The 25,797-nt window shown below is 69.2% G+C and carries 22 protein-coding genes and 2 tRNA genes; 8 read left to right on the top strand and 16 right to left on the bottom strand.

Going from position 1 to position 25,797, the window contains the following annotated elements:
• Positions 1 to 87: 87 nt before the first annotated feature.
• From clpX to ABD235_RS00470, 3 genes are all read right to left on the bottom strand, one after another.
• A complete protein-coding gene (gene clpX, locus ABD235_RS00480; RefSeq protein WP_344167511.1) occupies positions 88 to 1,383 on the bottom strand; it encodes an ATP-dependent Clp protease ATP-binding subunit ClpX in 1,296 nt (431 codons plus the stop codon).
• Between the two features lie 317 nt (positions 1,384 to 1,700).
• On the bottom strand, positions 1,701 to 2,312 hold the full coding sequence (locus tag ABD235_RS00475; protein ID WP_344167508.1) for an ATP-dependent Clp protease proteolytic subunit: 612 nt from the start codon (positions 2,310 to 2,312) through the stop codon (positions 1,701 to 1,703).
• Positions 2,313 to 2,340: 28 nt separating this feature from the next.
• Positions 2,341 to 2,964 carry a ClpP family protease gene (locus tag ABD235_RS00470; RefSeq protein ID WP_344167505.1) on the bottom strand — a complete coding sequence of 208 codons (624 nt, stop codon included), beginning with the start codon at positions 2,962 to 2,964 and terminating at the stop codon, positions 2,341 to 2,343.
• A 252-nt stretch (positions 2,965 to 3,216) separates the two neighbouring features.
• On the opposite strand from ABD235_RS00470, the gene ABD235_RS00465 reads away from it, so the two are divergent.
• Positions 3,217 to 3,342 (top strand): hypothetical protein, encoded by a 126-nt coding sequence (locus ABD235_RS00465; protein ID WP_344167502.1) that lies wholly within the window; start codon positions 3,217 to 3,219, stop codon positions 3,340 to 3,342.
• 54 nt (positions 3,343 to 3,396) lie between these two features.
• Here the strand turns inward: ABD235_RS00465 and tig are convergent, their stop codons facing one another.
• Positions 3,397 to 4,797, bottom strand: coding sequence for a trigger factor (tig, locus tag ABD235_RS00460; RefSeq protein ID WP_344167499.1), 1,401 nt, complete (start codon positions 4,795 to 4,797; stop codon positions 3,397 to 3,399).
• Between the two features lie 75 nt (positions 4,798 to 4,872).
• A tRNA-Pro gene (locus tag ABD235_RS00455) sits at positions 4,873 to 4,945 on the bottom strand.
• A gap of 158 nt (positions 4,946 to 5,103) precedes the next feature.
• Between ABD235_RS00455 and ABD235_RS00450 the strand changes: the two genes are divergently transcribed.
• A tRNA-Gly gene (locus ABD235_RS00450) sits at positions 5,104 to 5,174 on the top strand.
• Between the two features lie 54 nt (positions 5,175 to 5,228).
• On the opposite strand, the gene ABD235_RS00445 is transcribed toward ABD235_RS00450, so the two are convergent.
• From ABD235_RS00445 to ABD235_RS00410, 8 genes are all read right to left on the bottom strand, one after another.
• Entirely contained in the window at positions 5,229 to 5,522 is a 294-nt protein-coding gene (locus ABD235_RS00445; protein WP_344167496.1) for a hypothetical protein, read from the bottom strand.
• A 46-nt stretch (positions 5,523 to 5,568) separates the two neighbouring features.
• Entirely contained in the window at positions 5,569 to 5,925 is a 357-nt protein-coding gene (locus ABD235_RS00440; protein ID WP_344167493.1) for a hypothetical protein, read from the bottom strand.
• A 68-nt stretch (positions 5,926 to 5,993) separates the two neighbouring features.
• Positions 5,994 to 6,521, bottom strand: a complete 528-nt coding sequence (locus ABD235_RS00435; protein WP_344167490.1) for an NUDIX hydrolase — start codon at positions 6,519 to 6,521, stop codon at positions 5,994 to 5,996.
• 253 nt (positions 6,522 to 6,774) lie between these two features.
• Entirely contained in the window at positions 6,775 to 7,236 is a 462-nt protein-coding gene (locus ABD235_RS00430; protein WP_344167487.1) for an NUDIX hydrolase, read from the bottom strand.
• Between the two features lie 19 nt (positions 7,237 to 7,255).
• A complete protein-coding gene (locus ABD235_RS00425; protein WP_344167484.1) occupies positions 7,256 to 7,666 on the bottom strand; it encodes a hypothetical protein in 411 nt (136 codons plus the stop codon).
• Entirely contained in the window at positions 7,663 to 8,142 is a 480-nt protein-coding gene (locus ABD235_RS00420) for a GNAT family N-acetyltransferase (protein WP_344167481.1), read from the bottom strand. Before ABD235_RS00420 ends, ABD235_RS00425 begins: the two co-directional genes overlap by 4 nt.
• A 105-nt stretch (positions 8,143 to 8,247) precedes the next feature.
• On the bottom strand, positions 8,248 to 9,960 hold the full coding sequence (locus ABD235_RS00415; protein WP_344167478.1) for a vWA domain-containing protein: 1,713 nt from the start codon (positions 9,958 to 9,960) through the stop codon (positions 8,248 to 8,250).
• 66 nt (positions 9,961 to 10,026) lie between these two features.
• Positions 10,027 to 11,088, bottom strand: coding sequence for an ATP-binding protein (locus ABD235_RS00410; protein WP_344167475.1), 1,062 nt, complete (start codon positions 11,086 to 11,088; stop codon positions 10,027 to 10,029).
• Positions 11,089 to 11,413: 325 nt separating this feature from the next.
• On the opposite strand from ABD235_RS00410, the gene ABD235_RS00405 reads away from it, so the two are divergent.
• From ABD235_RS00405 to ABD235_RS00395, 3 genes are all read left to right on the top strand, one after another.
• A complete protein-coding gene (locus tag ABD235_RS00405; RefSeq protein WP_344167472.1) occupies positions 11,414 to 14,008 on the top strand; it encodes a hypothetical protein in 2,595 nt (864 codons plus the stop codon).
• 318 nt (positions 14,009 to 14,326) lie between these two features.
• Complete coding sequence (locus ABD235_RS00400) at positions 14,327 to 15,991, top strand: ABC transporter ATP-binding protein (RefSeq protein ID WP_344167469.1); 1,665 nt, start codon at positions 14,327 to 14,329, stop codon at positions 15,989 to 15,991.
• Positions 15,988 to 17,880 carry an ABC transporter ATP-binding protein gene (locus ABD235_RS00395; protein ID WP_344167466.1) on the top strand — a complete coding sequence of 631 codons (1,893 nt, stop codon included), beginning with the start codon at positions 15,988 to 15,990 and terminating at the stop codon, positions 17,878 to 17,880. Before ABD235_RS00400 ends, ABD235_RS00395 begins: the two co-directional genes overlap by 4 nt.
• A 133-nt stretch (positions 17,881 to 18,013) precedes the next feature.
• Here ABD235_RS00395 and ABD235_RS00390 read toward each other — a convergent pair whose 3' ends face one another.
• The gene (locus tag ABD235_RS00390; RefSeq protein WP_344167463.1) at positions 18,014 to 19,843 is read right to left on the bottom strand and encodes a zinc-binding dehydrogenase; all 1,830 of its coding nucleotides are present in this window, start codon (positions 19,841 to 19,843) and stop codon (positions 18,014 to 18,016) included.
• Positions 19,840 to 21,087, bottom strand: coding sequence for a Gfo/Idh/MocA family protein (locus tag ABD235_RS00385; protein WP_344167459.1), 1,248 nt, complete (start codon positions 21,085 to 21,087; stop codon positions 19,840 to 19,842). The genes ABD235_RS00390 and ABD235_RS00385 overlap by 4 nt, the downstream gene beginning before the upstream one ends.
• A 49-nt stretch (positions 21,088 to 21,136) precedes the next feature.
• On the opposite strand from ABD235_RS00385, the gene ABD235_RS00380 reads away from it, so the two are divergent.
• From ABD235_RS00380 to ABD235_RS00370, 3 genes are all read left to right on the top strand, one after another.
• On the top strand, positions 21,137 to 22,084 hold the full coding sequence (locus ABD235_RS00380; protein WP_344167457.1) for a LysR substrate-binding domain-containing protein: 948 nt from the start codon (positions 21,137 to 21,139) through the stop codon (positions 22,082 to 22,084).
• Between the two features lie 1,099 nt (positions 22,085 to 23,183).
• A complete protein-coding gene (locus tag ABD235_RS00375; protein ID WP_344167454.1) occupies positions 23,184 to 23,765 on the top strand; it encodes a hypothetical protein in 582 nt (193 codons plus the stop codon).
• Positions 23,766 to 23,774: 9 nt separating this feature from the next.
• Positions 23,775 to 24,959, top strand: a complete 1,185-nt coding sequence (locus ABD235_RS00370) for an AAA family ATPase (RefSeq protein WP_344167451.1) — start codon at positions 23,775 to 23,777, stop codon at positions 24,957 to 24,959.
• Here the strand turns inward: ABD235_RS00370 and ABD235_RS00365 are convergent.
• Entirely contained in the window at positions 24,904 to 25,794 is an 891-nt protein-coding gene (locus tag ABD235_RS00365; RefSeq protein ID WP_344167448.1) for a hypothetical protein, read from the bottom strand. The genes ABD235_RS00370 and ABD235_RS00365 overlap by 56 nt on opposite strands.
• Positions 25,795 to 25,797 lie beyond the last annotated feature (3 nt).

Genomic DNA, 25,797 nt, shown 5'->3' with positions numbered 1-25,797 from the left:
GGCGGACGAACGAAACGTCCCCCAACGGAAGGAAGCCGGCCCTCCGCCTGTCAGCGGATGGCCGGCTTCCTCACCGGAGTACAGAAATCAGGCGGTCTTCTCGCGCCGTTCGCGCTTGCGCTCGATCTGGTCGCGCGGGATCAGCGTCGGGTTGACGTTCTCCAGGACGACCTCGCCGGTGACGACGACCTTGGCGACGTCCTCGCGGCTCGGCACCTCGTACATCACGTTGAGCAGGACTTCTTCCATGATCGCGCGCAGACCGCGGGCGCCGGTGCCGCGCAGCAGGGCCTGGTCGGCGATCGCCTCGACCGCGTCCTCGCTGAACTCCAGCTCGACGTTGTCGATCTCGAACAGCCGCCGGTACTGCTTGACCAGCGCGTTCTTCGGCTCGGACAGGATCTTGATCAGCGCCTCGCGGTCCAGCGGCGAGACGGTGGTGATCACCGGGAGCCTGCCGATGAACTCGGGGATCAGGCCGAACTTCAGCAGGTCCTCGGGCATCACGTCGGCGTAGCCACCGGCTTCGCGCGGCGCCTCGACCTCGTTGCTCATGCTGAAGCCGAGGGTCTTCTTGCCGACCCGCGCCTCGACCATGTGCTCCAGGCCGGCGAACGCGCCACCGACGATGAACAGCACGTTGGTGGTGTCGATCTGGATGAACTCCTGGTGCGGGTGCTTGCGCCCGCCCTGCGGCGGCACGGAGGCCGTCGTCCCCTCCAGGATCTTCAGCAGCGCCTGCTGGACGCCCTCACCGGAGACGTCGCGGGTGATCGACGGGTTCTCGCTCTTGCGGGCGATCTTGTCGACCTCGTCGATGTAGATGATCCCGGTCTCGGCCTTCTTGACGTCGTAGTCGGCCGCCTGGATCAGCTTCAGCAGGATGTTCTCGACGTCCTCGCCGACGTACCCGGCCTCGGTCAGCGCCGTCGCGTCCGCGATCGCGAACGGGACGTTCAGCATCCGGGCGAGCGTCTGCGCGAGGTAGGTCTTGCCGCAGCCGGTCGGGCCGATCAGGAGGATGTTGGACTTGGCCAGCTCCACCGCCTCGTCCTTGGCGTGCCGGCCGGCGCTCGAGGAGCCCTGCCCGTCACGGACCCGCTTGTAGTGGTTGTACACCGCTACCGCGAGCGCCTTCTTCGCCACGTCCTGTCCGACGACGTACGCGTTGAGGAAGTCGTAGATCTCCCGGGGCTTGGGCAGCTCCGTCAGACCGACCTCGGAGCCCTCGTTCAGCTCCTCCTCGATGATCTCGTTGCAGAGATCGATGCATTCGTCGCAGATGTAGACGCCGGGACCGGCGATGAGCTTCTTGACCTGCTTCTGGCTCTTCCCGCAGAACGAGCACTTGAGCAGGTCGCCGCCGTCACCTATGCGTGCCACCGGGACAGATCCCTTCTCTCACTAGCTGAGGCCGGCCGAGCGACCTGAACTCCTTGGCCGACTCGGACCTTGATCCGACGGTACCCCGACCCGGGCCCAACCGCTGCTCTGTCCACAGCGTCGCGAGTACGCCTGTGGCGAACGAGAGGCCCTTGACGAGACGTCCGGCGGATCCTAGGGTCCCCCCGGCCGTCGCCCGGGCGAACCCGGGAGGCCTGCCGCGACCCCGGCGCGGTGCACCGGGGCCTACCAGCAGGCCGGGCGTGTCTTCCGATCTCGCGCGATGGGCCGGGTCGGAAGGCACGCCCTGGGGTCGATCAGGCGCCGATCGGCACCGGGGCCTTGCGCGACTCCAGGACGGAGTCGATCAGGCCGTACTCCACTGCCTGCGCGGCGGTGAGGAACTTGTCCCGCTCGATGTCGCGGGACACCTCCTCGATGTCCTTGCCGCTGGCGTCGGCGAGCATCTTCTCCAGCAGCGAGCGCAGGCGCAGGATCTCGTTCGCCTGGATCTCGATGTCGCTGGACTGCCCGTAGGTGCCCTCGGTGGCCGGCTGGTGGATGATGATCCGGCTGTTCGGCAGGGCCATCCGCTTGCCCGGCGTACCGGCGGCCAGCAGCACGGCGGCGGCCGAGGCCGCCTGCCCGAGGCAGACCGTCTGGACGTCGGACTTGATGTAGCGGATCGTGTCGTAGATCGCGGTCAGCGCCGTGAACGAGCCGCCCGGGGAGTTGATGTAGATGCTGATGTCGCGGTCGGCGTCCATCGACTCCAGGCACAGCAGCTGCGCCATCACGGCGTTCGCGATCTCGTCGGTGATCGGCGTGCCGAGGAAGATCGTGCGCTCCTCGAACAGCTTGGTGTAGGGGTCGACCCGGCGCATGCCGTACGACGTGCGCTCCTCCCACTGCGGGATGAAGTAGTTCATGCTGTGTCCTTAAGAACGAAGTGGGGGATCAGGAGTTCGGGCTGCCGCTGGTGAGCTGGGCGGCGCTGGCCACGACGTGGTCGATGAAGCCGTAGTCCTTCGCCTGGTCCGCGGTGAACCAGCGGTCGCGGTCGGCGTCGGTCTCGACCTGCTCCAGCGGCTGGCCGGTGTGCTCGGCGATCAGCTTGAACAGCTGGGCCTTGATGTGCAGCGACTGCTGCGCCTGGATCTTGATGTCGGAGGCCGTACCACCCATACCGCCGGAGGGCTGGTGCATCATGATCCGCGCGTGCGGCAGGGCGAAGCGCTTGTTCTTCGCGCCGGCGCAGAGCAGGAACTGGCCCATCGAGGCGGCCAGGCCCATCCCGACGGTGGCGACGTCGTTGGAGATCCACTGCATGGTGTCGTAGATCGCCATGCCGGAGTCCACCGAGCCACCCGGCGAGTTGATGTACAGCCAGATGTCCTTGTTGGGGTCCTCGGCGTTGAGGAGCAGCATCTGAGCGCAGATCGCGTTCGCGTTGTCGTCGCGAACCTCGGACCCCAGGAAGATGATCCGGTTGCTCAGCAGGCGCTGGTAGATGTGGTCGTCGAGTCCGCCGGATCCGTTGCCGCCCGCGGCGGTGGGGCTGGCTGCAAATGTCTCGTTCACGAAGCCGACATTACTGGGCGACGGCGACAGAGCTAAGGCCGGTGGGCAGGTGTTCGCTCACGGCGCATCGTGTCTGCTCTGAGCGAATGGTGCCCCTGGGGTCGGAGAGCATGGGCGGATGTTCCTGCGCGCGATGGAGCGATCCGATCTGGACGAGCTGCTCGTGGTCCACGAGGAGGGCGCCGTACTCGGTCTGGCGGCTGTCTTCCCGCAATCGGAATACCCCTTTCCCCGTGAGACGATCCGGGAGCGGTGGGCGGTCGAGATCGAGGATCCCGCCGGTTCTACGCCAAGCACGGCTGGTTCGCTACCGGGAGCAGCAAGCGCACGGCGTACGCGCCTCAGCCGTTGATGCTCGAGTACCGGCTGGACCTGTAGACGCAAGAACGCCCCGGATCCTCAGCGGGATCCGGGGCGTTCTCAGCGGCGTACTCAGGCCTTGGCAGGCTCCTCGGCCGGGGTCTCCTCGGCGGCGGCCTCGGTGGCCTCGACGGCCTCCGGGTCGGCGTACGAGCCGTCCGGGAGCAGCGTCTTCAGCTCGACCTCGTTGCCGGAGGCGTCGGTGACCTTGGCGTTCTCGACCAGGTAGGCCAGCGCCTTGCCGCGGACGACCTCGGACACCAGGCTCGGGACCAGGTTGTTCTCGACGGCGTGCTGGGCGAACTGGTCCGGGCTGACGCCGGAACGCTGCGCGTGCCGGACGATGTGCTCGGTGAGCTCCTGGTCGTTGACGTTCAGGCCCTGCTGCTCGGCAACCAGGTCCAGCACGAACTGCGCCTTGATGGCGTCCTCGGAGCGCTTCTTCAGGTCCTCGTCGAACTCCTCGGAGGTCTGCTCCTCGCCCTCGAGGAACTGCTCGAAGGTCATCCCGGAGTAGCCGAGCTGCTGGTCCAGGTTCTCCCGGCGGGCGGCGACCTCGTCGGTCAGCAGACCGTCCGGCACCGGCACCTCGACCAGGGTCAGGATCTTCTCCAGGACGGCGTCGCGCGCGTCGCCGGCCTGCTCGAGGCGCTTGCCCTTCTCGAGCCGGCTGCGGACGTCGGCCTTCAGCTCCTCGGCGGTGTCGAACTCCGAGGCGGTCTGGGCGAAGTCGTCGTCGAACTCCGGCAGCTCCTGCTCCTTGACCGCGGTGACGGTCACGGCGACGTCGACGTCCTCGCCCTTGAGCGCGCCGCCGACCAGCTGGGTGACGAAGGTCTTGGACTCACCGGCGTTCAGGCCGAGCACGGCCTCGTCCAGGCCGTCGAGCAGCTGACCGCTGCCGACCTGGTAGGACAGGCCGGTGGCCTGCGCCTCCTCGATCTTCTCGCCGTCCTTGGTGGCCGACAGGTCGAGGGTGATGTAGTCCTTGTCGGCGACCGGGCGCTCGACCGGGTTCAGCGAGCCGAACCGCTGCCGCAGCGACTCGATCTGCTCGTCGATCTCCTCGTCGGAGATCGCGATGTCCTCGACGGAGGTCTCGAGACCGGTCAGGTCCGGCAGCTCGATCTCCGGACGGACCTCGACCTCGGCGGAGAACTGCAGGCTCTCCTTGTCGTTGAACTCGGTCACGTCGACCTCGGGACGCCCGATCGCCTTGACCTGGTTGTCCTGGACGGCCTGCGAGTACAGCTTCGGCAGCGCGTCGTTGATCGCCTCTTCGAGCACCGGGCCGCGACCGACGCGCTGGTCGATCACCTGCGGCGGGATCTTGCCCTTGCGGAAGCCCGGGACGACGATCTGGCTGCCAATGCTCCTGTACGCCGCGTCGAGGCTCGGCTTGAGCTCCTCGAACGGCACCTCGACGATGAGCTTGACCTTGGTCGGGCTCAAGGACTCGACGGTGCTCTTCACGGTGGCGGTTCTCCTTGGTCGATGACGATCGCGGCACGCCCGGACAGGCCGCACCACAGGTACTGCAGGGGTTTGTCGGGGCGACAGGACTCGAACCTGCGGTCTCCTGCTCCCAAAGCAGGCGCGCTAGCCACTACGCTACGCCCCGCAGTGACCGAACGAGTCTAGTGGACGCGGAGGCATGCTCGCGCCCCCACCCCTCTCATCGAGCGTATCGGGGCCGATCAACCCGCTGAGGAGAACCCGTTTTGAGCCTCGCCCCGAGATGTGAAATCATGGGATTCGTACCCGGGAGACCGGGTGCACGCGGGTGTAGCTCAATGGTAGAGCCCCAGTCTTCCAAACTGACTACGCGAGTTCGATTCTCGTCACCCGCTCAGTACGAGGGCCCTTAGCCAGTGGCTAGGGGCCCTCGTCGTTGCCGGGCACGATCAAGCTGTGAGTCGCCGTACTGCGGCCGGGATCTCCAGGCCGCTGCTCAGGCGTTGCCAGGCTCGTTGGTAGGTGTCGGTCTTGTCCCGAACGGCGCTTCGCAGGGCGAAGGCCATGGCTGTGATGACCAGTTGAGCCAGGACGAACAAGGTGATGCCGACGGTGAACTGAGCACCGCTACCGCCGGTTGCCTGGTTGTAGAGAGTCCAGATCACGCCGGTCGCCATCGCCACGAAGGCGATCAGATAGACGCCGGCGAGGAGGCGCCCCTTGGTTCCTTCCGGCCAGTTCATGGGCGCCAGTATGGCCCTGAGCGGCGGAAACTGTCGCCGACTCGTTCTACGAACGATGGCGGCCGGCGGGTTCGACGGCGAGGGTGGACGGGTGCGGGAGTTCCGCCGGGTCGACCTCGGCGCCACTGACCCATTCGATGCCACCGAGGAGCTCCTGGTCGGCGTGCTCAAAGGTGTAGAGGAAGAGGCCGTCGGAGGAGTCGGGGATCCCGGCGTTCACACGGACGGTCATGCCCAGGCCACCACCGGTGTTGAAGTCGATGGATGGGCAACCGCATCCGCACTCGCCGATCACGAGGACCTCGGCAGCCTGGCGGCGGAGGTTGGCGGCTCCGGGGAAGTCGGCTGACGTGAGCACTGCGAGCACCTCGCGCTCACGGGGTGTCAGCGGCCTCGGATCCATGAGGCCATCGTTGCATTCGAAAGGACTGCGGGCGATGGACTCCGCAGGAGCTTGAGCGGCGCTCTGGCTCATGCTGGCCCTTCTGCGGCGGCCACAAGCGGGAGCCATCGGCGGCTGGCGCAGTGGGAGCGGACCGCTGCGACCGCCAGCCAGGCGGCTGACGAGCACTCGGAGTCGGCCTCGGGTGTGGTCGGGCGGCCGGGTTCGGTGAGGCGGGCGGTGAAGTAGGTGAGGTAGCCGATGGGGTGCGGGTAGCGGAAGCCCTCGGGCTTCGCGCCGAGGAGCTGGATGCGGTTCCAGCCCAGGACGGCGAGGGCGGACTCGTCGAGCGGCCAGCCGGTCTCCTCGTGAAGCTCGCGGACTGCGGCTTCGCGTGGGGTCTCGCCGGGTTCGACGTGCCCGCCAGGCAGGTCCCAGCCGCCGCGAGCCGGCAGGTCGGCGTACCGGAGCAGCAGGCGCGACGAGCTGTCGAAGAGCAGCACGAACGCCGTACTGATCAGCTCGTACGGCGGCACCTCGGCCGACGCGAACAGCTCGCTGCGGTGCGGTAAGCCAAGGTCGGGCAATGTTCCAGACGACAGGAGCTTGTCGGGCATCAGGACTCCGGGGTCAGTAGCTGACGGGCCTGTGGAGTGCTGCGACTCGGTCGTCCCACAACTGGAAGGCAGTCATTCCGCCAATGTGGCACGAGCGCGGGCCGTAGCCTGCTGGGGTGAACGGACTGGTTGCGGAGCGGTGGCCGAGGCTGGCTCGGCAGCTGACGGACGCAGCGAGGAGCCGGGCTGGGAAGGGCAGCTGATCGTCGACGGCCGGATCGCGTACGTCGAGGTGCTGTACCGCGCCGCTCGACTAGTAGGTCCAGGTGTTCTCGGTGAGCGTGAATGTCCAGTCGGCAGGCCTCGCGTCGGTCAAGTAGGCCACGGCGGGGACGCTGATCGGCGGGTACGGCAGGGCCGTCAGCCGGGCGATGGCCTCAGCGACGGGGAACCAGCGGACTTCCAGGACCGAGTTGTCCGGGTCGTCCGGAGCGAAGGCCGAGTCACCAACCGTCGCCGCGTAGTTGAAGGACTGGTTCACCAGCTGGTCGCCGTGGTGGACGGTGGTCGTCCAGACCTGCGTGAGGGCGCTCTCGGGCAGCTGGAGTCCCGTCTCCTCGCGAAGCTCGCGTACGGCGCCCTGCACGGGCGCCTCCCCAGGCTCGACGGCTCCGCTGGGCAGGTTCCAGTGCTCGCGTTCCCAGGTCTCGTACTGCTCTCGGACGAGAGCGATCCGATCGCCGTACCGGACAACCACACCGACGTACTGCTGCATGCGCGGAGCGTACGTCGCCTTAGGGGCGCCGCCGCCTGCGCCACTCACGCTCCGGGATCAGCCGCAGCGAGCCCAGCAGAGCGTGCTGCGCGGGAGTCAGCCGTACGACGATCGACTGCGCCTCGTCCGACAGCGAGACGATGTCCTGCGACGCGTTCCAGACCGTCGCGTCGTAGGCGTACGGCGCGAAGGTGACGAACGCGGGCCAGAGGTCCGGCGTACGGATCGTGCCGCTCATCGTGTAGCCGTGGTCGGTGCGCCCGACGGCCCGCAGAGCTTCGGCCGCCGCGGCGACGTCGGCAGGCCAGTCCGGATCCGCGACCGGGATGTCCGTCTCGTACTGATGCACGTCAGCGGCAACCGTCCGGAGGATCAGCCGGCAGACAGCGACCTCGTCCGAGCCGTCGGTGTCGACGACGAAGCGCTTCACGGGCGGCCCTTCAGCAGGAACCAGTAGTTGACCGTAGGCCCCTGCTCGGCGAGGCCGCCGCCCAGGGAGTCGTAGAGGGCTCGGGCGGCGGTGTTGTCGGCACCGGTGGTGAGGAACATCGTGCCGGCACCAGCCGCGGTGCCCGCGGTCATGAACGTGGTGACCAGCTCTCGCCCGATCCCCTGCCCGCGGTGGGCCTCTGCGACCTTCAGCTGATGGACATAGAGCATGGACGTCCCGTCAGGCCGCGGCAGGTGGTAGCCCCAACACCAGCCGACGACCTCGGAACCGACCACGGCGACGAAGGCGAGTGAAGTAGGACTGCGCAGGTAGGCCTCCTCCGCAGGACGTCCCATGAACAACCGCGCCGCCTGGTCCAGGAGCTCGTTGCCAGGAGCAATGACCGACCCCAGCTGGCCGGTCCGGAGACGGAACTCGGTGCGGCCGCCCAGTGCGTGTGGCCGCCTAGTACTCATGAGCGCCTCCCCGGCATAGACCTGATGCAACTCGCAGCCAATCGTGACCTGAACCTGTCGGCAACCGACCGAGCGGCCTCGCAGCGCAGGAACGTCAGTATCCCCCTACTGCACCCGGAAGACCGGCCCGCGCGGAGTGAACGGCAGCGAGGCACCCGACGGGATCAGGTAGGCGTGCGTACGCCGGACGCGCAGTGTGTCGCAGTCTGCGTCGGTGATGATCAGGACCGGCGCCTCGCGTGGGAAGTCCTCGGCGTGGTCGAGCAGGTTGAGCGCGGGCTGGAGGACGGTGCCGCCTCGGCCGTGTACGCGGACCCGACCGGCGATCTCGTCGACGGGGACGTAGCCGGCGTCGTACGGCGCCGCGTCGCAGTAGACGACTCGGGCTGCCGGAACGTCGCGCGCCTTGGAGTACGAGGCGATGGCTCCGAGCGCCTTGCCGAGCAGGCGGTGGTCCATGGACGCCGAGGTGTCCAGCACCACGCCGTACGTCGGCAGCAGCTCCGGGCGCTCAGGACGGACCCAACCGGGCCGCGGGATGTCCGGCGTACTGGCCTGGCGCCGGGAGGCCCGGGCGTACGAGCGGGTCGGCTGCGCGGACGGGACGTGCTCCTCGAACCAGCGGGCGAGCTGAGCGTCCCACTCCAGCGGCGGGTGCTCCAGTGCGCGGATCTCCTCGACCAGTCCGGCAGGCAGCAGCCCGCGCGACTCGTCGTGGTACGCCAGACCGGTACTCAGCGCACGCCGGTAGATGTCGTCCAGCCCGGACGCGCGGCGGGCCTCGCCGGGATGCGGCAGCGGCTGACCGAGTACGTCGCCCAGTCCGACGCCGCGGAGCGTCGCCAGCTTGCGGTAGCGGCGCAGGTCGCGGGCGATGCGGTCGTAGACCTCCTCGGCTGACAGCCCCTTGAGCTCAGCGTCGTACAGTGCGCCCTCCGGCATCGTGCCGACGCCCATCTCCAGCAGCCAGCCGTTGATGACCAGGTCGGCCGCGACGTTCCACAGGTACGGATCGCGGCCGCCGACACGTTCGCCGTGGCGCAGTGCGGCATGCAGCATCTCGTGCGCCATCACGAACCGCCACTCCCCTGGCGTCAGCCCTGCCAGGGGGTTCACGTAGATCTCCCCCGCGACAGCGCTCACCGCGGCCACCCGAATGTCCCAGTTGCGTGCGAGCTCCACCTCCGCGACCACGGTCATCGACGCCGCCAGCGCGCCCATCAGCGGGTACGACGAGACGAACCACCCCAGTGCGGCCGTCCAGTCGTCCACCCGCCCCCGCGAGTCGGACAGCGTCGACCGGACGCCGCCGGCCACGTCCACCGCGGCCGTCGCCGCCGCGGACAGCCCCACGGCGAAGCGCGCAGGCCAGTCGGGCGGCTTCCCCCAACCGGTCCAGGCCGCGGTCGTCACATCGGACTGCCCGCCGTTGACACCGCACCGGGTGTGCTCGTCCGGTACGCCGTTGGCACGCCACAGCCTGGCCAGTGGGTCCTCGTCCGTCGCCGGCAGAACCGCCGGCAGGTCGACGACCGGTCGGCCGAGCTTCAGCGCGGACAGGAAGCGGTTCACAGCCACGTCGTACGCCGCAGAGGCAGCGCGGTCGGGAACCGGCCGATTCGGCGAGGCGTGGTCCAGGCCCAGGTGAATGAGCAGATGCGCGAACACCCAGGCCCACTCGTCGGCGGTCGCCCGGCGGGTCCGGTGGACGAGGATCTCGCGCGAGGTGTCGATCGTCGCCCAGCCGTCGGTCGCGACGATGTCGCTGCGACGCGGCGGACCACCAGCCAGAGCGGCGAACAGGGGATGCGCGGACACCCGCTGCCACCCCTGCTGGATGGCTTCGAGCGCAGGATCCTTCCGAGCAGGACGCCGAGGCATAGGTCAGTTCCGGGCCGCGACCAGGCGCGGCAGGTCGCGGGTGACCTCGACCAGGAACCACGTCGGCAGCACCGCGCGTCCGTCGTCGTCCGACGCGATCACGACCTGCGCGATCTCGAGCGAGATCTCCGCCAGCTCGACCAGCAACGCCTTGCCGCGATGGGCGAGCTGACGCGACGCAGCGCTTCCCGACGTCTTGTCGGCGGGCAGCTCCTTCACGAGTCGGGCGCGGAAGGTCTCGGCCAGGAAGTAGAGCAGGTCACGATCGCCGGGAGCACTCGGCCAACCGGCCTCACCCTTGAGCACGGCCTCCAGGCCGAACGCGTTCCGCACCGTCTTCACGAACGCCCGGAACCCCGACGCGTGCGCTGCCGTCACGGTGCCGTAGGCGAGCACGCGCAGCATCTCGTCGTCGATGTCGTCGCCGTACGACCGCAGCGCGTCCGACAGCATGTGCCAGCTGCGCGGCGACGAGAACGGCTCCTCCGTCTTCGGCGGCGCCGTCCACAGGTGGTCCGGCCTGTTCCGCAGATAGTCGAGCACCCACGGGTGAATTCCGGCGCCGCCGGCCCAGGCCAGCCAGTCGCTCGCGGACGCGCGCAGGTGGACGTGGACCAGCCGGTTCAGCAGCGCGGACGCCATCGGCCGGGCCAGCGCGTTGTCGGTCGCGCGGTTGCCCGCGCCGATCACGACGGATCCCTCGGGCAGCTCGTACTCCCCGATCCGCCGGTCCAGGATCAGCGAGTAGAACGCCTTCTGCACCTCCGGCGAGGACGCGTTCAGCTCGTCCAGGAACAGGCAGTACGGCGTGTCCCGCGCGATGCTGGTCGGTGGCGCGAAGCGGCTGCGGCCGTCGACGATCTGGGGTACGCCGATCAGGTCCTCCGGCGCGAGCTGCGTCCCGAGCAGGGTGACGCACTCCAGGCCGAGCGAGTCGGCGAACGCGCGCACCAGACTGGACTTGCCGATCCCGGGTGCTCCCCAGAGGAAGACCGGGCGGACGACAGCGACGTGCAGCAACACCTCGGGCAACTGCTTCGGCGTCACGGTGACGGCAGCCTGCATCGGATCCTTTCGCGCGGTACGGACTCTCGAGGGTCCCGCAGCGCGGACCGCTCTGTCACCGGGTTTTCCACAGTCGCGGAAGTGGCACGCAGCGTCACCGAGTCTCACGGCATCCTTCCGTTGTCAGCAGAAAGCGATTAACGTGCCGAACTTCGTAAGGGGGCCTGGAGTGAGAAAGCATCGACTGGTCGCGGCTGGGGTCGCGCTGATTCTGTTGCCGCTGGGTGCCGGCCAGGCGAGAGCCGCGGAGCCACCGCCACATCTCGGCGAAGGTCAAGCCGTCGGCAGTCGCGCGGTGAGCGACCCGCCGTACAGGCTCCGCGCGGTGACGAGTCAGTACTACGTGACGTCGTACGGGCAACCCAACGACCTCGCTCCGGAGCCGTGGGAGATCCAGAGCACGACCAACGGCGCGACCGTGCGGACGATCGATCGGTCGACGGAGCAACCGGACCAAGCGCCCTCGCTGCTCGGCAAGTACGCCGTTCAGGTGGGCTCCGGCGTGGTGACGTTCCGCGATCTCTCGACGGACGCGAGCAGTCAGCTCGGCGTCCCGGCCGATGCCGTGTACGAGGGCGTCTACGCCGGCGGCATCCTGCTCCGCCGTGGATCGACGATCTCGCTCAGGGCCCTGAACAGCACAGAGAAGACCGTCACCGGCGCCGCCGGCGATCCCACGATCCTCGACAGCAACGACTCGTCACTCCTGCTCGGCATGTCCGGCCGCGTCGCGATCGTGGACCTGGCGACCGGCGCGGCGACCGCGGTCACCACGCTCACGGCAAATCCAGCGTGGGCAGCACTGACCCCGAACCGTGTGATCTGGCAGACCGCCGCCACCGAAACCACCCGCTCGCTCGCCTGGAAGCAACGGACCACGGCGACCACGGGCACGATCCAGGTCCCGTACGGCGAACCGATCCTTCCGCTCGGCGACGACATCGCGGTGCGCCTGGGCAGCGAACTCATCAAGGTCAGCGGGACCAGCACCGTCACCAGACCGTTCGTCACCGGTGTGCACGACGCGGCTGACCTCACCACGGGTCGACTGCTGGTCAGCGCCCAGAGCAAGATCGCATCGGTCGGCCCCGACGGCGTACTGCAGACCGTCAAGGCCACCCCGGCCTTCGCCGCTCAGGTCCAGTACGTCGGCCTGTCAGGCGCCCGCTTGGTCACCTCCGACCAGCAGCCCGCTCACACCCTGTACGAGACGGCCAACAACGGCACGGCCTGGACCGCGACCGGCGGCAGCAACACCGGCAAACCGTTCCAGCTCGAAGGCACGACGCTGCTGTCCTTCGATGCCACGACAGCCCGTGTCGGTGACCTGACGTTCCCCGCGGCCGACGACGTCGTGCTCGGCAAGGGCGGCAAGCTCGTCGCCCACTACGGTGAGATCTACGACGTCGCCACCAAGACCAAGCGTCTCGGTCTGGCGCCGCCGTTCGCGCTGGCAGGCAACACCGCGTGGAAGGTCACCGAGCCCGGCGTACTGCAAGGCCAGGACGTCACCGCCGGGACGACCAAGACCATCAGCGTCGCCAGCGGTTGCGCGATCGGCCCGAACGCCGTCAACGGCCGCTGGGCCCTGCTCACCGGCTGCGCCGGCGGCAACCAGGTCATCGACGTCACCGGCCCCGAGCCGCCGCGCAACCTCGCGGTTCCCGCGGACGCCCAGCTCGGCAACGGCTTTGTCGCCCAGCTCACCACCGGCGAGGACACGAACGGCCTGTCCACCAAGGAACTGCTCGTCACCGACCTGAACGACGCGGCCCTCGGCCGGCGGCGCTACGGCCCGATCCTCGGACGGTTGCAGCAGGCAACATTCCGGGCCGACGGCTCCGGCCAGCCCAAGATCGCGTACGCCGACCCGGCTGCGCGGCCGCGGGTCATCACGCTGGACTGGCTCAAGCCCGACCCGCAGCAGCGGACCGACCAGACTCCCCCGGTGCTCACCACCGCGAGCGCCGGCGACCGGATCCGCGACTTCACCACGGCGACGTTCAACTGGGCTTTCACCGACCCCGCCGATGACCCGCACGAACCGGCGACCGGCATCGAGAGCTACGACGTCCGCATCCAGCAGCGTCCGACACCGACCTCGCCGTACGGCGCCTGGCGGGAGATCGCCGGCTGGCAGGGCATCAAGATCACCGAGGTCAGCCTGACCGCGAACCCGGGCGTCGACACCTGCTGGCAGGTCCGCTCCCGGGACAAGGCGCTCAACCTGAGTGCGTGGAGCGCGTCGTACTGCAGCGAGACCGACGGCACCGCCCCGACGTACGTGACCAGTCGGCCGGGCGATCGCGTGATCCTGACGCCGGCGCAGAGGTACAGCTACTCGTTCACCGACAACCTCGATCCGGTCGCGTACGACGTCGCCTACCGCGGCGCGGCGCCGGGCCAGCCGCTCGGCGCCTGGGTGTACCCGGCGGCCTGGACGACTCTGCAGGACACCTCGGTCGCCTGGGGTGCGAACGCCGGCTCCGAGCGCTGCTTCCAGGTCCGGGCTCGCGACGTGATCGGAAACGTGTCGGGCTGGTCGCCGCAGACCTGCTCGGTCTACCCGCAGGACGACCGGGCGCTCACCTCGGTCGGCTCAGTCGCCCGTGGGAGTAGCGCGCTCGCGTTCCTGGGGACCACGTCGACGCTGAACGCCAAGGGAGCGGCGCTGACCAAGTCCGGCGAGTCGGGTGTCCGGATCGCCCTGGTCACGCTCAACGGGCCCGGCCAGGGCTCGGTCGACGTCTACCACGCGGGGGTCAAGGTCGCCTCGGTCTCGCTCGCCGCGGCCACCCAGTCCCGGAAGGTCACCTACTTGCCGGTCACGGCGTACCGGACCGGCGAGGTGCGGGTCGTTTCGACCTCGACCGCCCCGGCGGCCGTCGACGGGATCGCATTTCTCCGGTCCAGTCCATAACGAAACGTAATGACTGTGAGCCCCGTCACCGCATGACGCGGGGGCCGGTCATTGCAGGTAGCAGCAGTTACATCACCCGGGAATGGAATTCTCGGGACAAGCGCTTACCCCTGAGCGATACTGGAAATCGCGCCGTTTTCCGGTAGCGAACCCACTCACTGGCCGAGCATGTTGGGAAGTGCGCCCCTCCAGATGCCCTCAGAGCACCCTGCCCAAGCGCCGTCGATCGCATCCCCCACCACCCGAGCCCCCGCCCGCAGCCGAAACCTGTGGCGGCTACGGCCCTACCTCCGACCCCACCGGCACCGCCTGGCGATCATGTTCTCCACGGCCGTCCTCGGTGTCGGCGTCAGCCTCAGCGTTCCCCTCGTCACCCGGGCCATCATCGACGGCCCGGTCACCCGCCGCGAGCTGGACCTGCTGTTCCCGCTCGCCTTCCTCGCCCTCGGGCTCAGCATCAGCGAGGTCCTGCTGGTCTGGGCACGCCGCTGGGCCCAGTCCCGGGCCGTCAGCGACCTCGAGGCGACCCTGCGCCACGACCTGTACGTCCGGCTGCAAACGCTGCCGATGGAGTTCCACAACCGCTGGCAAAGTGGTCAGCTGCTGTCCCGGGTGACCGTCGACCTGTCGACGATCCGCCGGTTCATGGGCTTCGGCCTGCTGTTCCTGGTGATCAACATCCTGCAGCTGATCGTCGTCACCATCCTGCTCCTGCGGCTGTACTGGCCGCTCGGCGTAGTGGTTGTCCTCGCCGCCGTGCCGATCGTCATGGTGTCGCTGAAGTTCGAGAAGAAGTACCTGGCGATCTCCCGCCGGGTGCAGGACCAGCAAGGCGACCTGGCCACCCGGATCGAGGAGTCCGCGCTCGGCTTCCGGGTGATCAAGGCCTTCGGCCGGCGCGAGCACGTGAAGGCCCAGTTCGACGACGGCGCGGTCAAGCTCTACGGCACCTCCGTGGAGAAGGTCCGGCTGGCGTCGCGGTTCTGGACCTTCCTGGAGGTGATCCCGAACCTGACGCTGGTGATCGTGCTGCTGCTCGGCGCGCTCGCCGTCGGTCGGGACGCGATCACCCTGGGCACGCTGGTCGCCTTCATCACGCTGATGCTGTCGCTGATCTGGCCGGTCGAGTCGCTCGGAACCATCCTGGCGATGGCTCAGGAAGCGATGACGTCGGCGGACCGGATCAGCGAGATCCTCGACACCAAGTCGACGATCGAGTCCGGGCCGGAGCAGCTCGAGAACCCACAGGGCCACCTGCGGTTCGAGAACGTCAGCTTCCGGTTCTCGCCGGACTCCGCGGACGTGCTGCACGACATCAACCTCGACCTCACCCCCGGGACGACGCTGGCCCTGGTCGGCGCCACCGGGTCGGGCAAGACCACGCTCACCGCGCTGGTCCCCCGGCTGTACGACGTGACCGGCGGCCGGATCACGATCGACGGCCACGACGTCAGAGACCTCGACCTGAGGTCCCTGCGCAGCGCGGTCTCGTCGGCGTTCGACGACCCGACGCTGTTCTCGATGTCGGTCCGGGAGAACCTCACGCTCGGCCGTCCGGACGCCACGGAGGCCGACATCCAGCAGGCCCTGGAGATCGCCCAGGCGACCTTCGCCAACGACCTGCCTTGGGGGCTGGACACCCGGGTCGGTGAGCAGGGCATGTCACTGTCCGGTGGTCAGCGGCAACGACTGGCCCTGGCCCGCGCGGTGCTCGCCAAGCCCGCCGTACTGGTGCTCGACGACACGCTGTCCGCGCTGGACGTCCACACCGAGGCCCTGGTCGAGGAGGCGCTGCGCAACGTGCTCTCCGCGACCACCGGCATCGTGGTGGCGCACCGGGCGTCGACGGTGATGCTCGCCGACCAGGTGGCGTTGCTGGAGGACGGCACGATCACCCACGTCGGTACTCACCACGAGCTGCTCGCCACCGTCCCGGCGTACCGGCAACTGCTCGCGGCCGAAGAGGAGGAGGTGCACGCATGAGCACGACAACGCAACCACCTCAGCCTCAGCCCGATCCCGAGGAGGACCGGAGCCCGGAGCAGATCATCGACCGGGAGGCCTCCTGGCGCGGGTACGCCGAGCAGGGCGACGACGAGCTGTCGCGGGCCACGACCGTGCGGCTCAAGGAGCAGTCCCGCAAGCTGCTCGGCGAGCTGCTCCGCCCGTACAAGAAGCTGATCTGGATCCTGGTCGCGATCGTCGTGGTGGAGAACGCCGCGCGCCTCGCCGTTCCGTACCTGGTCCACCTCGGCATCGACAAGGGCATCCCGCCGATCCTGGCGGGCGAGGGCAATCAGACCCTGCTCACCGTCGTCGCCGCGGTTCTGGCGTCGGCGCTGATCCAGGCGTTCGCCCGGCAGGTGTTCCTGATGCGGTCCGGCCGGCTCGGCCAGACCATCCTGCTCGGGCTGCGCCGACGGGTGTTCGACCACTTCCAGCGGCTCAGCCCGTCGTTCCACGACCGGTACACCTCCGGCCGGGTGATCTCGCGACTGACGTCCGACGTGGACGTCATCGACGAGATGCTCGAGACCGGGTTCGACGGTCTGGTGACGGCACTGCTGACCCTGGTCGGTACGGCGATCCTGCTGCTCACGCTGGACGTGAAGCTCGGGCTGCTCGCGCTGCTGTCGTTCCCGGTGCTGTTCTTCCTCACCACCTGGTTCCGGCGCCGGTCGCAGCTGGTCTACCGGCGAAGCCGCGAAGCCGTCGCCCTGGTCATCGTGCACTTCGTCGAGTCGATGACCGGGATCCGCGCGGTCCAGGCGTTCCGCCGCGAGCCGCGCAACGAGGAGATCTTCCACGGGGTGAACGACCGCTACCGGGAGGCGAACCTGGAGTCGTTCCGGATCAACGCGATCTTCATGCCGTCGATCAAGGGCGTCGGCAACATCACCATCGTCGCCATCCTCGCGTACGGCGGCTGGCAGGCCTACCACGGGCACGTCACCGTCGGCGTGCTGACCGCGTTCCTGCTCTACCTGCGGCAGTTCTTCGAGCCGCTGCAGGACATCTCGCAGTTCTACAACACGTTCCTGTCCGCGAGCGCGGCGCTGGAGAAGCTGTCCGGCGTACTCAACGAGACTCCCGACGTGCCCGAGCCGAAGGAGCCGGCCAAGCCGACCCAGAAGGCGCGGGGACACCTGGAGCTGCGGAACGTGAAGTTCTGGTACGTCGACGGGGTGGCGGTGCTGCCCGGGCTCGACCTCGACGTCCCGGCCGGGCAGACCCTCGCCCTGGTCGGTACGACGGGAGCGGGCAAGACGACGATCGCCAAGCTGGTCGCGCGCTTCTACGACCCGACCGGTGGTCAGGTCGTGCTGGACGGGATCGACCTGCGCAAGCTCACCGAGGACGACCTGCGCGAGCGGGTGGTGATGGTGACGCAGGAGAACTTCCTGTTCACCGGGACGGTCGCCGACAACATCCGCTTCGGCAAGCCGGACGCGACGATGGACGAGATCGTCGAGGCCGCCAAGGTGATCGGCGCGCACGACTTCATCGTGCGGCTGCCGGACGGGTACGAGACCGCGGTGGAGAAGCGCGGTTCCCGGCTGTCGGCCGGTCAGCGTCAGCTGGTCGCCTTCGCCCGGGCGTTCCTCGCCGACCCCGCGGTGCTGATCCTGGACGAGGCGACCTCCAGCCTCGACATCCCCAGCGAGCGGCTGATCCAGCGCGCGCTGCGCACGATCCTCGCCGACCGGACCGCGATCGTGATCGCCCACCGGCTGTCCACGGTCGAGACCGCGGACCGGGTGATCGTGCTCGAGCACGGCCGGATCATCGAGGACGGTACGCCGGACTCGCTGATCACCCACGGCGGCCACTACGCCGGCCTCCACCAGGCCTGGGAGGACTCCCTGGCCTGACCCCGGCCCGCCCTGGGCCTGACCCCGGCCCGCCTTGGCCTGGGCTTGGCCAGACTGGCCGTCCTTCGGCTCAACCGGCCGATTTGTTGCGCAGGGCCCCTTCCGTTCGCGGGAGGGGCCCTGTTCTTTGCTCTCAGGGAACGAGCAAGAGCTTGCCGCTCGTACGGCGTCCCTCCAGGTCAGCGTGCGCCTGCGCTACGTCCTCAAGCTGATAGATCCCGCCGACCTGTGGCGTGACGTACCCGCGCTCGACCCAGGCGAACAGATCAACCGCCCGCTTCTGCAGCTCGTCCCCGTGAACGTAGTCACGCAACGTCGGCCGAATGACCGTCAGCGAACCATGCCGCAACCTCATCAGATCGAAGGGCGGCACCGCCCCACTCGACTGCCCGTACAGCACGAGCGTCCCGCGCCGCCTCAACACCGCCAACGATTCCTCGAAGGTCGCACCACCCACGCTGTCGTAAACGACGTCGGCCCCCACGTGCATCACCCCCGCAGATCTCGCGCCCGCACGCACCGGCCCTGCACCGGCTCCTCCTCGGGGCACCCCCTCCGCATGTCTGGCGCCCGCACGCACGGCCTTCGCAGGCCCGGCGCCCTGGCGCACCGCGCCCGCATGCCCGCCACCCGTATGCGCCACCTCCGCAGGCTCGGCGCCCACGAGCACCGCCTCCGCATGTGGAGCGCCTGCACCCGCCACCTCCCTGCGTCTCGCGTCCGCATCCACGGCCATCGCGGGCCCGACGCCAAAGTGCACCGCCTCCGCAGGCCCGACACCCGCAAGCGCCACCTCCGCCGGCTCGGCGCCCACGTGCGCCGCCTCCGCACGACTCGCGTCCGCATGCACGGCCATCGCGGGCTCGACACCAAGGTGCACCGCCTCCGCAGGCCCGACGCCCGCAAGCGCCACCTCCGCCGGCTCGGCGCCCACGTGCACCGCCTGCGCATGTGTCGCGCCCGCACGCACGGCCTTCGCGCGCTCGGCGCCCACGTGCACCACCTCCGCATGTGGCGCGCCCGCATCCGCCACCTCCGCACGACTCGCGCCCGCATCCACGGCCATCGCTGGCTCGACGCCCAAGTGCACCGCCTCCGCAGGCCCCGCACCCGCATGCGTCACCTCCTCAGGCCCGGCGCCCACGTACACCGCCTCCGCACGACTCGCGCCCGCATGCACGGCCATCGCTGGCTCGGCGCCCACGTGGACCGCCTCCGCAGGCCCGGAAGCCGCATGCGTCACCTCCACCGGCTCGGCGCCCACGTACACCGCCTCCGCACGACTCGCGCCCGCATGCACCGCCTCCGCAGGCTCCGCGCCCGCGGACATCGCCTTCGCAGGCACGCCGCGCGCACGTCCCGCGCCGCTTGCCTCATGGACGGCATCGGCGAGGTCGGCGTAGGCGACGACTTGGTCGGCGCCGGCCTTTCGCGACAGGTGGGCCTTCTCCGGGGTGGAGACAGCTGTGATGACGTAAGCGCCTTGGAGCTTGGCGATCTGGGTGAGGAGGAGGCCCACACCGCCGGCGCCCGCGAGGATGACGACCACGTCACCAGCGGAGATCTGGTACGCGTCGGTGGCGAGGTAGTGAGCGGTGAGTCCCTGGGTGGGGAGGGCAGCGGCGAGGTGGTCGGAGATGCCGTCCGGTACGGCGATCAGCCGGTCCGCGGGGATCGCGAGCTCCTCGGCGTACGAGCCGGTGATGCCTTGCCAGCAGACGCGTTCGCCGATCGACCGATCCACACCGGGGCCGACCTCGATGATCGTGCCGCTGCCTTCGTCGCCGGGGATGTACGGGAGGGCGCGCGGGTAGGCGCCGGTGCACTCCTGGACGTCGAGGTAGTTGACTCCGATCGCCTTGACCGCGACGCGGACCTGTCCTTCCCGCAACGTCGGCGCGGGCCTGTCGACCACCTGAAGGACCTCCGGCCCGCCGTACCGGCTGACCTCGACCGCTCTCATGCGGTGTGCCAGGCTTCGACCGCCTGCTGCACGCGGTACGCCGTGGCGAAGTCGGCGAGATTCGCCGGGTGATGCCCGCGCACCGCCTCGGCGAAGAGCGACAAGCGCGTCTCCTCACCTCCGCGCTCTCCCGGCAACGGGACCGGCACCCAGTCCTTGCCCTCAGCAACAAACAGCTGCTGCCAGTCACGCAGCAGGTAGGACCGCTCGGAACCGCGAACGATCCACTCGTACGTCGTGGGCCCCGCGACCACGCCGCTCACCTGCACCGGTACGTCGCCCGCCCGATACAACCCGAACGCCGCCACCTCGCTCCCCGGACCCCGGTGCTCGAGATGAAGCTCCACCGGCGTCAACGGCCCGATCAGCCGATCGGTCAGGTACGCGAAGTGCGAGAACACCTCCCGAATGAACCCACCCTGAGCCCGCTCCCCCAACCACCCGGCCCCCACCTGAAACGCCCGAGGCCACTGAGGAAACGCCAACCGAATCTCAACCGCCAGAACCTCCCCAACCCCAAGCCCGCCGATTCGGCTGTCGTCCTCGACGCGCGCCGAGGACGAGGCCCCACCGGCGGCCGAGGACGTGGCTCGCCCCGCCCCAGTCGCCGCCGAACCCGCCGCCGTCGCACTCCCCAGCTCCGCCGCCCCGGCCCGCCCGGCCACTCCGACAGGCCCGCCTGCCTCGGGCCCTCCGGATCGTCCGGCTCCTTCGGTCTCTCCACCCTGCCACGGTTCCCCCGCCGGCCCGGCTCCCCCGGCAGGCCCGGCCGTCCCGGCCTCTCTGGACCGCCTGACTTCCCCGGCCTGGCCTTGTCGGTCGGGGTGCAGGAGTTCCTCCAAGTACAGCGTGGCGCGACGGTCTGACAGGGCGAAGTTGACTGCCGCCGCGCGACCTGAGGCTGCGGCTGCGTCCAGCATGCGTTGGCCGTCGGCGAGGCTGATGGAGAGGGGCTTTTCGCAGAAGACCGCGTGGCCGGCGGTGAAGGCTGCTTCGGTGAGGTCTGCGTGGGAGGCAGGCGGAGTGGCGATGTAGACGGCGTCGACGTCGGCCGCGATCACCTCCTCGGGGGTGGTGGTGAAGTGGATCGACGGGTGCTGCTCGGCGTACCGGCTGACGGCAGAGGCATCCAAGTCGGCGGCGGCGACCACCGTGTACTCGGGATGGGTGGTGGCGATCTGGAGGACTCGGGCGCCCATCGCGCCGAGGCCGATGATGCCGAGGCGTACTGGCGGAGTGGTCACGGGTCGAGTCTGCAGGTGATGAACCTTTCAGTCCATCTATTCTTGGCGAATGAAACCGTTAAGGTCGGACTTCATCGATGATCTGCGGCGGTTGCGCGTACTGCGGGAGTTCCGCGAGCGCGGGACCGTGACGGCGACTGCTGACGCGCTGCATCTGACGCCGTCCGCGGTGTCGCAGCAGCTTGCTGGGCTGGCACAGGACGTTGGTTTCGCGGTGACGCGGCGGGATGGTCGGCGGATCGTGCTGACCGATCGTGGGGTCGCGTTGCTCAATCACGCCGACGCCGTGTTCGCGCGGCTCGAGCAGGCGCGGCACGACTTGGAGACCTGGGACGAGATCCTGCGCGGGGAGCTGACCATCGGCGCGTTCTCCACCGCCTGCGCCGGGCTGCTGCCCGCCGTACTGACCTCGCTGCGGGCTGACTATCCCGATCTTCAGGTTTCACTCCGGCAACTCGATCCGCCGGAGCTCTTCGATCTGCTCGACGCCGGTCGGGTGGACCTTGCGCTGGCCGTTAGCTTCGACGGTTCGCCTGCGACCCGTGATCCGCGGTACCACCGCGTCGACCTTGGCGCGGACATCTTGGACGTCGCGTTGCCCGCCGATCACCCACTGGCCAGCGAAGCGTCGATCGACCTCCGAGCCCTCGACGACGACCTCTGGATCACCGGTACGCCGGACGGTTGCTGCGCCGCCATCACCTCCACCGCCTGCGCCGCCGCCGGGTTCGCTCCCCGGATCACCCACCGAGTCGACGACTGGCACGCCGTCACCCAACTCGTGGCCCGCTCCCACGCCGTTGCCCTGATCCCCCGCCTGGCGCAGCAGGACCTTCCGTCCGCCCTGGTCATCCGGCCGACCCGGCCGCCCCATCCGCAACGCCATCTGTTCGCCGCCGTCCGGGAAGGCGCCCAAAACTCGCCTCTCCTGCAGACCACCCTCGACCACCTCACCCAGGCGGTCAGCCGAGCTGCGCAGGTCGACGCCCACCACTGATCAACCTCCGCAGATCCGCCGCAACGCGAGCCCGTCGCGCTCAGAGCCGCCGTCGGCCGCGGGGTTGATCAGTGGTGGGCGTCGGCCGTCCCAGCTCACCCGGCAGGCGACGATGGTCGGACGTCTGCCGAGTTCCAACGCCGCAGCTTGCGAGCCCTGGGCTCCGCTGTCCTGCGCACGGCGACTCAATCCAGCATGGCCGTCATGTACGCCTGCCCCCGCGGCGCCCCCACGTCCTGCCCACGCGGTCGTCTGCACGCTCCGGCGCGCCCGCGATCTCCAGATGGCAACCAGATCCCGGTCTCGCCGCATTCACGCCTTTCGCCGTCAGCTTGCACATGCCGACGCCCACCACCCACCAACCTTCGAAAACGCAGTGCAACGCAAGTCCGCCGCGCTCAGATTCGCCGCCTACCGACGGCTTGGTGGGTGGTGGGCGTCGAGCCTCTGCCCGCGTCAGCCCTGGCAGTGGCCGGCTTGGTGGGTGGTGTGTGAGCCGGTGCTCCCGTCGCAGCGTTTGGGGCTGGTGGGTGATGGGCGTGGCGCCTCTGCGCGAGTTGGCGCTGGCAGTGCCGGCTTGGTGTGTGGTGAGCCTGCGCCCACCTCGCAACCGCTCGCGGCGGCTGGACTGGTGGGTGACGGGCGTCCGGCCTCTGCCTGCGTTGGCGCTAGCAGCGCCGGCTTGGTGTGTGGTGAGCCTGCGCCCACGTCGCAACCGCTCGCGGCGGCTGGTCTGATGGGTGACGGGCGTCTGATCGTGTCGAGGCGGCGGACCTGGTCGTGTGGCGGGTGTGGTGTGTGGGCTCTCCCAGATCACGACCGCCGTCGACGGCTCGATAGGTGGTGGATGTCGGGCATCTGCCCACGACGGTCCGCCGGTGGCGACTGGTCTCGTGGGCGGTGAGTGTTGGCTCTCCGCCCACCTCAGGGCCACAGGCGGCCGGCGGCTTGGTGGGCGTCGGGCATCTGCCCACCGCAGAGGCGGCCCCGGCGGTTCGCTTGGCGGTTGGCGGACCTCTGGCCTAGCCCGGCGGGGCCGACAGGCGAGGTGGTCGGCGGTTTGGCGGCTATCACGGACCAGGCAAGGGGATCATCTGTCATGCGCACCGCAGCAGAGCTCAAGAGCAAGTGGCTTGGCGAGATCCCTTTGGTGCTTGAGCGGACCGGGATGTGGGTCAGGTCGGGCGAGGAGGCCGAGACCTTGTTTCGGCGGTTGGTTGAGGACTTGTGCTTCCTGGACGAACGGGACCCGGCTCCGATGCTCGACGACGACCGTCTGCGCTACGGGTCGCAGGGAGTGCTTGGTGGGTTCCGGCGGCTGTTTGGGAGAGACGGACGTTACGTCGCGGAAGTGGCGTCGGTGTATGCCGAGTACCTGCATCGGCTCGGGTATCTGGAGGTCGAGCTGGTGGACTGGCAGCTGCTCGCCCAAGCCGCTCGGGCGGGCCTGCGGGAACTGGGCCGCGAGGAAGTCGAGGCGGCGTACGGGCGGCCGAGTCTGCTCATCGACTCACGGATTGGGTGTTACGTATCGGCCGACGGGTGGCTGTACGTCGACTACGTGGGGGAGCCCGCCGAGCAGCTCAGGCTCGTGCGGAGCGTGCGGGTGTCGGCGGAGAGCTTCGATGGCGGGGTGTTTCTCACGCCGTACGGGAAGTGGCTTGTCGGTGGGGGTTTGTAGCGTGGCGGCATGCTCACGACGTTGGCGGTGGAGAGTTATCGGTCCTTGCGGCGGGTGGTGGTGCCGTTGGGGCGGGTGAACGTGGTGACGGGGGCCAACGGGAGTGGGAAGTCTTCGCTGTACCGGGCGCTCAGGTTGCTGGCGGATGCTTCGCGGAACGGCGCGGTGGCGGCGTTGGCTCGGGAGGGTGGGTTGCAGAGCACGCTGTGGGCCGGGCCCGATCAGTTGGGGAAGGCGGTACGGCGGGGCGAGTATCCGGTGCAGGGGACGGTGCGGTCGGGGCCGGTGAGTTTGCGGATGGGGTTCGCGTCGGAGGACTACGGGTACGCCGTGGACTTCGGGCTGCCGCCGCCGAGAACACCACCGGACCCGTTCGGGCAGGATCCGGAGATCAAGCGGGAGGCCCTGTGGGCGGGGCCGTACTTCCGGCCGGCCTCCTTGTTGGTGGACCGGAAGAACGGCGGCGTGCGGATCCGCGCAGAGGACGGCGGGTGGATCGACGGCGGGCATCAGTTGCAGCCGTTCGACAGCATGCTGAGTGAGTTCGCGGACCCGCATCGGGCGCCGGAGTTGATGGCGGTACGGGAGCGGATCCGCGGGTGGCGGTTCTACGACCATCTCCGGACCGATGCTGATGCGCCCGCGCGGCAGGCGCGGATCGGGACGCGGACGCCGGTGCTCGATGCCGAGGGTGCCCACCTGGCGGCGGCGCTGGAGACGATCAACCAGATCGGGGACCGGGCAGCGCTCGACCAGGCGATCGAGCAGGCGTTTCCGCGCAGCTCGGTGAAGGTCGAGTCAGGGTCCGGCCGGTTCGAGATCGTCTTCCGGCAACACGGACTTCTCCGGCCCTTGGCAGCCGCCGAGCTGTCCGACGGCACTCTCCGGTACCTGCTCTGGGTCGCCGCCCTGCTGACCCCGCGCCCGCCCGAGCTCCTCGTCCTCAACGAGCCCGAGACGAGCCTGCACCCGGATCTTCTGCCTGCGTTGGCGAATCTCGTCAACACGGCGGCCAAGGAGACGCAGGTCATCCTGGTGACACACTCGCGACCGTTCCTCGCCGCACTGCAGGCCGGGGCCGACGAGTCCGGCCAGGACCTGCGCACGATCGAGCTCGTGAAGGATTTCGGCCAGACCGCTATCGCGGGTCAGGGCCCGCTGGACGAGCCTCCGTGGAAGTGGCCGACTCGCTAGCGTCCTTCACGGATTCGAAGCGGACCAGGACCAGCGCGCCGATCGCCGTCAGGACGAACCCGCCAACGGCAGCCGCACCCCAACCGGACCGTACGGCGTCGTGCAGCACGAAGACCCCGACCGCGGCGGGCGTGATGGTCTGCAGCGCGATCATCGGCGTCGTCGCCAGCGTCACCGAGCCGCGCTGCAACGCCAGCGAGTACAGGATGAACGCGAGCGCACCGCTCAACGGCAGCGTGTACGTCGTGAAGCCCTGCAGCAGTTCGCTGATCGAGCCGTCCTCCAGCAGACGAGCCGAGATCGCCACCCCGGCGTACCCGAGTCCCGCGAGCAGACCCAGCAGCGCTGTCGCGCCGGCGTGCTCGGAGCGGCTGGCGACCGCGCCCACCACGATGATCACGATCAGCCCGACCAGTACGCCGATCGTCAGACCGTGGTGCCGGGCGCTCTCCCCCGCATGACCGGCCGACACGGCCAGCACCCCGAGGCCGACGCACACCGCGATCACCGCGGCCCACTCGACCGCCGACAGCCGGTCACCCATCCAGCGGGTGGCGAGCAGGGCGGTGACGACCAGACTGGCGGCGATTCCCGCCTGGGCGAGGTAGAGCGGCAGCAGCCGGAGTGCCACGAAGTGCAGCCCGAAGCCGGCCAGGTTGAGCACCAGCGCGGCCAGGAACGGGCCTTGGTGCAGCAGAGCGGCCACGAAGGCACCCAGCCGCCGCGGATCCAGCTCGGACTCGGTCGGCACCTTGCGGGAGCCGACCGCCTGCAGGATCGCGGCGACACCGAACAGCACGGCTGCGCCGAGTGCGGCTCCCAGACCGAGCAGCACTAC

This window comes from Kribbella lupini, assembly GCF_039529595.1.
GTDB lineage: Bacteria > Actinomycetota > Actinomycetes > Propionibacteriales > Kribbellaceae > Kribbella > Kribbella lupini.
The sequence above is the reverse complement of the archived record's forward strand: the minus strand, read 5'-3'. Positions and strand labels throughout refer to the sequence as shown.